Origin of the sequence: Aporhodopirellula aestuarii (genome assembly GCF_023701485.1) — a bacterium.
GTDB lineage: Bacteria > Planctomycetota > Planctomycetia > Pirellulales > Pirellulaceae > Rhodopirellula > Rhodopirellula aestuarii.
This window is the reverse complement of the sequence record NZ_JAMQBK010000041.1, coordinates 34,463-42,526: the sequence shown is the minus strand read 5'-3', so window position 1 is coordinate 42,526 and position 8,064 is coordinate 34,463. Positions and strand designations below refer to the sequence as shown.

Here is an 8,064-nt window from a genome sequence, read left to right as displayed (position 1 = left end):
GGACCGAGGCTTTACGAGTTCCGGCATTCATTTGCTCAGTCGTGCCGGAACTGCGTCGCTTAGGCTCCTTGGTCCGGCCTACGCCGACCCCATCACGATCAGCGGAATTGTCGTTATACCGGATCACTTCTATGCACCTGCTTAGATCGTAATGAGTTGCCATCCGACAGAAGAAACACGATGCGATGCACAGCTACTCTGGTACTCCCATATCTTTTGCTTGGCGGCGTTTTATATGCCGCCACATTCCTGGCCCTCGTTCCGCACTCGCCTACGAACGCTCTGCATGACGTGGTGTTGCACGACTTCTCTCGATACGCTCGAAATTTGAACGCGGTGGCGTTGGGGTTTCCGCTGCTTGGCATGGTGTTGGTTCATTGGGTACCGCAAACAGCCGCACAACGAATGACTGGGATCGCAGTTGGCGCAATACTGCTGTTTTCTCAATGTTTCGCTGGTAGCAGCGGATTTCATCTGATCTCCGCTGGCCAAATCATCGCGACATTGGGCTACGCATGCATCTCGATCTACGCTGCCATTGCTTCTCGGTTCGTGCTCAAGCTTGGCATCCAATTGGACGCTGAAACGACTGTTGAAGCAAATTCGGTAAAGCTCGGCTTTTGGGAGTACGTGACGGCTGTTTGTTTCGTTGTCGCGATGGCGATACTACTGGTTTGGATGGCCGCCTTTTCGGCAGGCGACTACTCCAGCCCATCGCTATTCCGTGTTCTCGGACCGATTTTAACCATCTTGGGCATCCTGTTCGCTTGCCATGCGTTTGCTTTGTCGCAGCACCAACGCATGCCAACAAGAATGCTTTTACTCTCGGCCGGCCTTTTCGTTTTGCTGATCGCGAACGTGACGATTGCGCCCGGGTTCTTGGGGCGATTGTCCTATCCTTATTTTATTGGGAAAGCGTTTGGGCCACTTCCCATCCAAGTTTTCACGCTGCTATCCTTTTTTGGATTGCTGCGTCGTAACTCGTTTTCGTATCATCGATTGATAACGCAACCCCCGATCGCGATACCGCAGAAGGATAGTGCGATGAAACCTCGCGGTTCAACGAATCCGTATGAACCTACATCCTCATCGCTTACGGATTAGTTGATCAACATTCCACAGTGAACGCTGAAAGCATTGAACGCGTGCAGCGAGGTACGAGCGGAGCAGGTATTCAGGGCCTCGGGTCACGAAGAAGGCCTTGGTTCGACAACGTCGGCTCTGAGTCAACTGATCTGCCGGTGATTCGTGCAGACGATGCAGAACTCGGCATGGTGTCAGATGGCTGCGTACTGACAATTCCGGTGTGCCCATTTGGCCACGTTCGTCTTCAGTGTTGCGACATATTGGCGCATGTCGGATGCATTGCTTGGTGTCTCTGCGCATCGATCGTAATTCGTTCGTCGAGCGGCATGGATACTTTCGGGGCGCTTGGCGTGGGGGTATGCTCAGGTATGCCGTAAGCAACCGTTTTTTATCATGGAGCTGAATCATGCAGTGCCCACGCGATGGATCAACGTTAGTCAGTACGAAGTACGAGGGCGAGATCGTCGTCGATCAATGTCCGTCGTGTGGCGGAGTTTGGCTCGACGCCGGTGAGTTGCAAGCGTTGCAGCAATTGGCCGAGCGTGATCACAAGACTTACCTGCGACGTATCGACATCATCGCGCGGGCGTACGAGTTTGCCCGCCAAGAGACTCGCCCCGAAATCACTTGTCCGAAATGCGGCGGACGACTTGAAGCGGGAGAGTACGTTTATTGCTCTCAGATCATGATCGACCGCTGCGTCGACTGCGCGGGCGTTTGGCTCGACAAAGGCGAACTCGCGGCCCTCGAACAGTTCTTTGAAGAGGCGGCGTTGCAGGAGCAGGAAGAGAAAGGTTTGAATCTGCGGCACAGCTTCTTTGCGAGTTTATTTCACCGCGAGTAAGGCAACGAGTCTTCACGCGAAACAAAAAAAGCCGCCCGCTTGAAATCCAAACGGGCGGCCTTTGTTTGTGGATGGTTGTGCGATCGCATCAACGATCACACGGATCGGTCGTTGAACTCTGTGATTGAATCAGATCTCGCGTGCGAACATCGGGTTCCACTGAACCCGGTGGCCGATTTGGCGGTAGCTCGCGTTCGAAGACGAACGGGAATTCCAGCGAGTTTGTTTGTCATCGAGTTCCGGTGTCTCAACGGGGTATCCGTCACGCGGATCGGGCAGCGTTTGTGGGCTGCCGTTTCCATCGAACAATTCTTCGAGTTCGCTCGTGCCACCGTTCGACGAGTTCGGGCTGTCGCTTGACTCTCTTTCGGGGGCATCAATCTCAATCCCGCCCAATCGCGATTGGGGTTCGTATTCATCGTTTTGGGCAGGCGGCTTGAGAACCGATTCACCGTCATCAATGCTTTGTCGATTGCTGCTAACCGAATCGCTCGGCTGGGTCACGATCGATGAGGAGCTTGGGTACTCGGTTGTCGGGTAGGACGTCGACTCGATGATTGGTGAGAATGACGAGTAGCCCGTGCCGATCGCGGGGCTGAATGGGTCAACGTACGACAATGGCAGACGCTGCACGACTTGTCGCGGAACCATTCGCTGGACCGTGTACGGTTCGTATTTCGGCACGGTAACCGGACGCAAAACTTTGCGACGGACTTCTTCTTGTTCGTAGTATTTGACCGTGACGGGTTCTTTGCGTGTTTCATAAATCACGCGTGTGGATTGCACGGGAACCTTGCGAACGCGTTCTTCGGAGACCCAGCGTGTTTGTTCCACGGGGACTTTGCGGGTCAATGTTTCGGTGACCGGACGCTGTACCGTGTAAGGGATTTTGCGAACGGTGGTTTCGGGAACCATGCGGGTGCGTTGGACGGGCACGTTTTGAGTGACCACTTCCGATTGCATCCGTTGCACCTGAACGGGCACGTTTTGCGTGATGACTTCTGATTGCATCCGCGTGACCTGCACCGGGCGTTGGACTTGGTGCGTTTCGGGCACGTACGAGGTTTGAGCGACCTGTTGGTTGATGTAGTTCGGTCGGTAAACCATTTGAGTTTGGGCGACCGGTGGGGTCACGGTTTGAGCGATCGCGGGTGCTCCACGGCGGTAGGCGAGGATGCCCAACGGTCCGGGCACGTAGTAGGCGTTCGGATTCCAAACCAAGGCATTTTGAACCGCGCCGGGGGTGACCGTCGTTTGTGGGACGTACCCGCCGGCGTCGATGGTCTGTTGTTGCATCGTCGTTACGGGGCGGTACGACGTCACGGTTTGCGACTGGTACTGTGTTTCGGTGACCGGACGTTGGACCGTGTACTGTTGCTGGTACATTTGCGTTTCGGTAACCGGACGCTGCACCGTGTACTGTTGTTGGTAGACCTGCGTTTCGGTCACGGGTCGGTAGGTAGTGACCTTTTCTTCCCGTTCAGCGGTCTCGTTGACGTACCGAGTTTGCGTAACGGTTTCGTCGCGATAGGAGGTTTCAGTTACCGGGCGATAGATCGTGTAGCGTTCTTCGCGGTAGCTTGTTTCGGTGACCGGTTTGGCGACTTTGTAAGTGCGTTCTTCGGTTCGCGTCCGGAGTACGGGACGGTAGGAGGTGACCTCTTCTTCGACCATTTGGGTCTCATAGGTCACGCGCATGCGTTCGACGATCTCGGGCTGCATCACCGTTTCGCATTCGAGGCGATAGGCCGGTTGGAAGCAGCACGCGTCTTGGGCGGAACCGGTTTGCGCGTCAGCCAATCCGAACGAGATGGCGACAGCCGCGAGTGTGGAATGGGCGAAGATGGAACCGAGCAAATTTTTTCGCGTGGTATTCATGACAGTCAGTTTCATGGTGTTCCTTGTTGAACCATCGTGGACAGTAACAATCGGACTGGCAGGTCAATCTTTTCCCCGGCAGGCGGCAACTAAGCCGCCCGCACGATTATTAGCTCACGACGAAGCGGAGGGAAATCCCCGAAGGCCGTGAGTGGGAAGAAAATCGTTGTGCTGAGAACGAAAATGTCCACGCTGTACAAGCCTAGGCAAGACTTAAGACAATTGTGGAAAAAACCTTGGAAAAACACCACTTTTGCACGACCCTCGACGGGACATTTTCGCTAAATCGCCTTGCCCGCAGACTCATCGCCACAGGTGTTGCATTTTGGCAACACGGCCTTGTTTACCAGGCCATCGCAGACCGCCTCGGTGAGAGTGTTCGCGAGCGGACCCGTTGGGTGTGAACCGACGGGGCCGACGACCGTCAACGGAATAATCAGAATAATCTGTCCCTGACTGGGCTTCACGTGCGAACCCGATCTGTCTTGCAATCGTCTTGACCGTTGACGATAATGTCGTCACCGGGTCGCGATACGCGTCGCGACAAAACTTTAGCACGTAGCCTCATCCGTTCTGGTTGGCACCTGGATGAGTGTCGCGTCAAACAATGTTTTCTAAAGGAGGTGATCAAGTGGATTATTGCTGTACTAGCCAACGGGGTGGAAACCCTTGACGAAAGTCGGCGGGCTGACGCTTGGGTCGGCCACCCCACTCGCGATCACACTCACTTTTTGAGCTTGTCTCAGTAAATGAGCACAACGCGAGCTTTGCCCACTTGCTGAGATGGTTACCTTGGTCTCAGTAAGTGGGTTTTTTCATGCGCACGTGGCAAAAGCGAGGCGGCTGCGGCGCCCCCGAGGTTCTTCGACCGGGCCGAGGGTGACAGACGGATCGTGAGAGACGCGAAGAAAATGCGGATCAAAACCCGACCAAAAGGGGCCAAACCACAGCCACGGTGACGACCCGATGCCGCTCTGATACGCTCTTGTCCGCATTCGTCGAGCGTTTTTCGGACTCCGCTGCCTCCGAACGCCTTTCCAGTTCGGTGGTGGCCTGCCTGCCGTTTCTCCCTCCGCCCTCACACTTCGCTGCCCGCACTCATGCTTTTTGCCATCGGACAACTCCTCGCTGGTTCTTTGTTGTTGCTCTTTGGCGGCGAGTGGGTCGTTCGCGGTGCCTCCCGTCTCGCCATTTTGGCGAAACTCAGCCCGCTGTTTGTCGGCCTCACTGTCGTGTCGCTGGGAACCAGCGCACCGGAAATGGCTGTCAGTGTGGCGACAGCGATGCAGGGAAAGGCCGACATCACTATCGGCAATGTCGTCGGCAGCAACCTGTTCAACATGCTGATGATCGTGGGGATGAGTGCGATCGTGTCGGCGCTGATCGTCGATAGGCAGATCACGTCCTTCGACGTGCCCGTGATGATCGCTTCTTGTATCGCGATGGGGGCGGTGGGTTACAACGGTAACATCAGCCGCTTGGATGGGATTTTGTTGTTGGTGGGAATGGTGGCTTACTTTGCGATCTCGTTCCAGTTGGGAAAGAGACAGGCACCGGACGAGATCGAGGAGTTTGTGGATGAAGTCGCCGGCGTGCCGTTGGAGGCACCGTCGTTGGCCCGCAAGCTCGGAGCCGTGTTGTTGCAGCTTTTGGTTTTGACGGTCGGCATCGGGGCTTTGATTCTTGGTTGTGATTGGTTCGTTGATGGATCGGTCACGTTTGCCCGTCGATTCGGTTTGTCCGAAGCCGTGATTGGGCTGACGATTGTCTCGGTCGGCACTTCGCTGCCTGAGCTCGTGACGTCCGTCGCCGCGACGCTCAAGGGGGAACGTGGGATTGCGATCGGGAATGCCGTCGGAAGCACGATCCTGAATATCCTTGCGGTGCTCGGCGTGTCGGCGGTCGTTTCTCCGGTCGGTATCAATGTGCTGCAATCGATCGAATTCGTTGACATCCCGATCATGATTGGCGCCGCGGTGCTCAGTTGGGTGTTCCTCCGTTCGCACCGAACCGTTTCACGAACCGAAGGCATCATGATGGTGCTGTTGTATTGCGGTTATGTCGTTTACCTGTTGATCGTCAACGGCGCACTGATCTCGAGCGGGTCACTGCTATCCGGCGGTGCGGCGGGATGAGTGATCTCGGTCGCGAATCTCCGTTGCAAAGCGACGGTGCTCCAAGACGAGAACGACTGCGACACTCCCGGCGAGAATTGATCGAAATGATTTTCGGTCCCGCTGCTCTGGCTGCTTTCGTCGCATCGGGCGTCGGGTGCGATCAACTCGATCGGATGTTTTCGAAGCCGCTGCCGCCTCTCGGCGATTTGTTGTCGCCGAATCATTCGCTCGGTCATCGGCTACGAGAATCACCCGCCACGCGTGCGACTCCAGGCACACCGTCAGAGCATTGTCGGTGTGTGATCGTTGGTGGCGGCGTCGCGGGACTCTCGGCCGCGCGGCACCTGATCCAACGAGGCATCAATGACTTCATCGTTCTTGAGTTGGAAACGTTTCCCGGTGGAACCTCGCGGAGCGGTGAGTACGAAGGCCATCGTTTTCCTTGGGGGGCCCATTATTTACCGGTTCCGTTGCCCGAGAATCGGCCGCTCGTCGAGTTTCTGGTCGAATGTGGCGTGCTCGAACCGACCGGCGGCGATTCGTTTGTCGCTTCCGAAGGTGACCTCTGTCGCGATCCCGAAGAACGCGTTTTCGCGTCCGGGCAGTGGTACGAAGGGCTGTATCCCGCGGCGGTTGCGACGCAAGCCGACCTCCAGGCTCTCGATCGGTTCCGCTCGGAGATGACGCGTCTAGCGAGCTTGCGTGGGAGCGACGGTCGGAGATTGTTTGCCATCCCGAGCGGTGAAAGTTCATCCGACGCATCGGCACGGGAACTGGATCAGATCTCGATGGCGGATTGGCTGCGGCAGAATAAATTTGACTCGCAACCGCTGAGGTGGTTGATCGAATATGCGTGCCGCGATGATTATGGATTGCGAGCCGATCAAACGAGTGCTTGGGCAGGGCTGTTTTACTTTGTCGCCCGCATCGCCGACGCCAGCGGGGAATCGCAGCCCGTGATGACATGGCCGGAGGGCAACGGTTTCTTGGTCGATCAGCTTTGTAAACCGTTGGGCGAACGTCTGCGTCTCGGCAATGCGGTGATGCGGATCTCGCTGGCCGGTCCGACGGCGGATCACACGGGATTGTTGCTCGACGTGATCGATTCCAAAACCGATGCAAGTACGACCATTCAAGCCGATCACGTGATCGTTGCGGTCCCACAATTCATCGCGAAAAGAATATTGGCTCCGGAGTTAATCGAACGGCGAGCGATGGAGAGCGGGCCGAACACGGACGTTTTCTCGTATGGATCGTGGTTGGTCGCCAACGTGCATGTGAGCGATCGGCCGGCGGAGACGGGATTCCCGATGAGTTGGGACAACGTGATCATGTCGTCGGGGTCGCTCGGCTATGTCAATTCGTTGCATCAAACCGGCCGCGATCATGGGCCGACGGTGTTGACGTGGTATCAGGCCTTGCCCGACGACCTTCCTGCGGAAATCCGTGCAAAACTATTAAAGCTCGGTTGGGCGGAAGCCGCCGAGACCGTCATCGCCGATTTGGAGCTGGCCCACCCCGACATCCGCGGCCTGATCACACGGCTCGACGTGATGGTTTGGGGACACGCGATGCCTCAGCCGCGGGTCGGCACTATCTTTCATTCTGCCCGTGGAGCAGCGGCGAAACCGATCGGCAACGTGCATTTCGCTTGCACCGATCTCAGTGGCATGGCGTTGTTCGAAGAAGCGTTCGCTCATGGTCGACGTGCCGCGATGGAGGTCGCCGGAATTAGCGACGAAGGGCGAGGGGCGATTTCGCCCGAAAGGTCGGACGACGTTAACCCGTAACACCAGCGTGGTCTTGGCAAACTAGGGGGACTCCGGTGGGTTGGAAAGGAGTTCTCTCTGTCGCGAGTCATCTTGAGGCCAACCGCTGGGATGCCGAAGTTGATATTGAGCGGCTGGCGGCACGGAGCGATCACGATGTGACTCACACGCATCTCTCGTGTTTGAGGGTGGGAGGCTTTTGGCGGAAGGCTCTCGCGACGGCTTCGAAACTGCTCAATATGAACAAGCCTAGTCGCGAGGTGGTGACGCGAAAAAGTGCTGCAAAACACGTGACAGTTCGGCCACTTACCGTGCTCGACAGTCACACCCGGCGATATATCTGTGCACTTCAAAAGTGTCACTCATGAGT

Annotated in this window: 5 protein-coding genes; 4 read left to right on the top strand and 1 reads right to left on the bottom strand. The window is 56.5% G+C overall.

Going from position 1 to position 8,064, the window contains the following annotated elements; all coding sequences use genetic code 11:
- Window positions 1-180 precede the first annotated feature (180 nt).
- Window positions 181-1,104, top strand: a complete 924-nt coding sequence (locus NB063_RS16145; protein ID WP_250929775.1) for a hypothetical protein — start codon at window positions 181-183, stop codon at window positions 1,102-1,104.
- Window positions 1,105-1,492: 388 nt separating this feature from the next.
- The gene (locus NB063_RS16140) at window positions 1,493-1,930 is read left to right on the top strand and encodes a TFIIB-type zinc ribbon-containing protein (RefSeq protein WP_250929774.1); all 438 of its coding nucleotides are present in this window, start codon (window positions 1,493-1,495) and stop codon (window positions 1,928-1,930) included.
- Window positions 1,931-2,059: 129 nt separating this feature from the next.
- Here NB063_RS16140 and NB063_RS16135 read toward each other — a convergent pair whose 3' ends face one another.
- Window positions 2,060-3,808 (bottom strand): hypothetical protein, encoded by a 1,749-nt coding sequence (locus NB063_RS16135; RefSeq protein WP_250929773.1) that lies wholly within the window; start codon window positions 3,806-3,808, stop codon window positions 2,060-2,062.
- Window positions 3,809-4,908: 1,100 nt separating this feature from the next.
- Between NB063_RS16135 and NB063_RS16130 the strand changes: the two genes are divergently transcribed.
- Both NB063_RS16130 and NB063_RS16125 read left to right on the top strand, forming a co-directional pair.
- Window positions 4,909-5,943: a calcium/sodium antiporter gene (locus tag NB063_RS16130; RefSeq protein WP_250929772.1), complete on the top strand. Its 1,035-nt coding sequence runs from the start codon at window positions 4,909-4,911 to the stop codon at window positions 5,941-5,943.
- The gene (locus NB063_RS16125; RefSeq protein ID WP_250929771.1) at window positions 5,940-7,715 is read left to right on the top strand and encodes a flavin monoamine oxidase family protein; all 1,776 of its coding nucleotides are present in this window, start codon (window positions 5,940-5,942) and stop codon (window positions 7,713-7,715) included. Before NB063_RS16130 ends, NB063_RS16125 begins: the two co-directional genes overlap by 4 nt.
- Window positions 7,716-8,064: the final 349 nt, after the last annotated feature.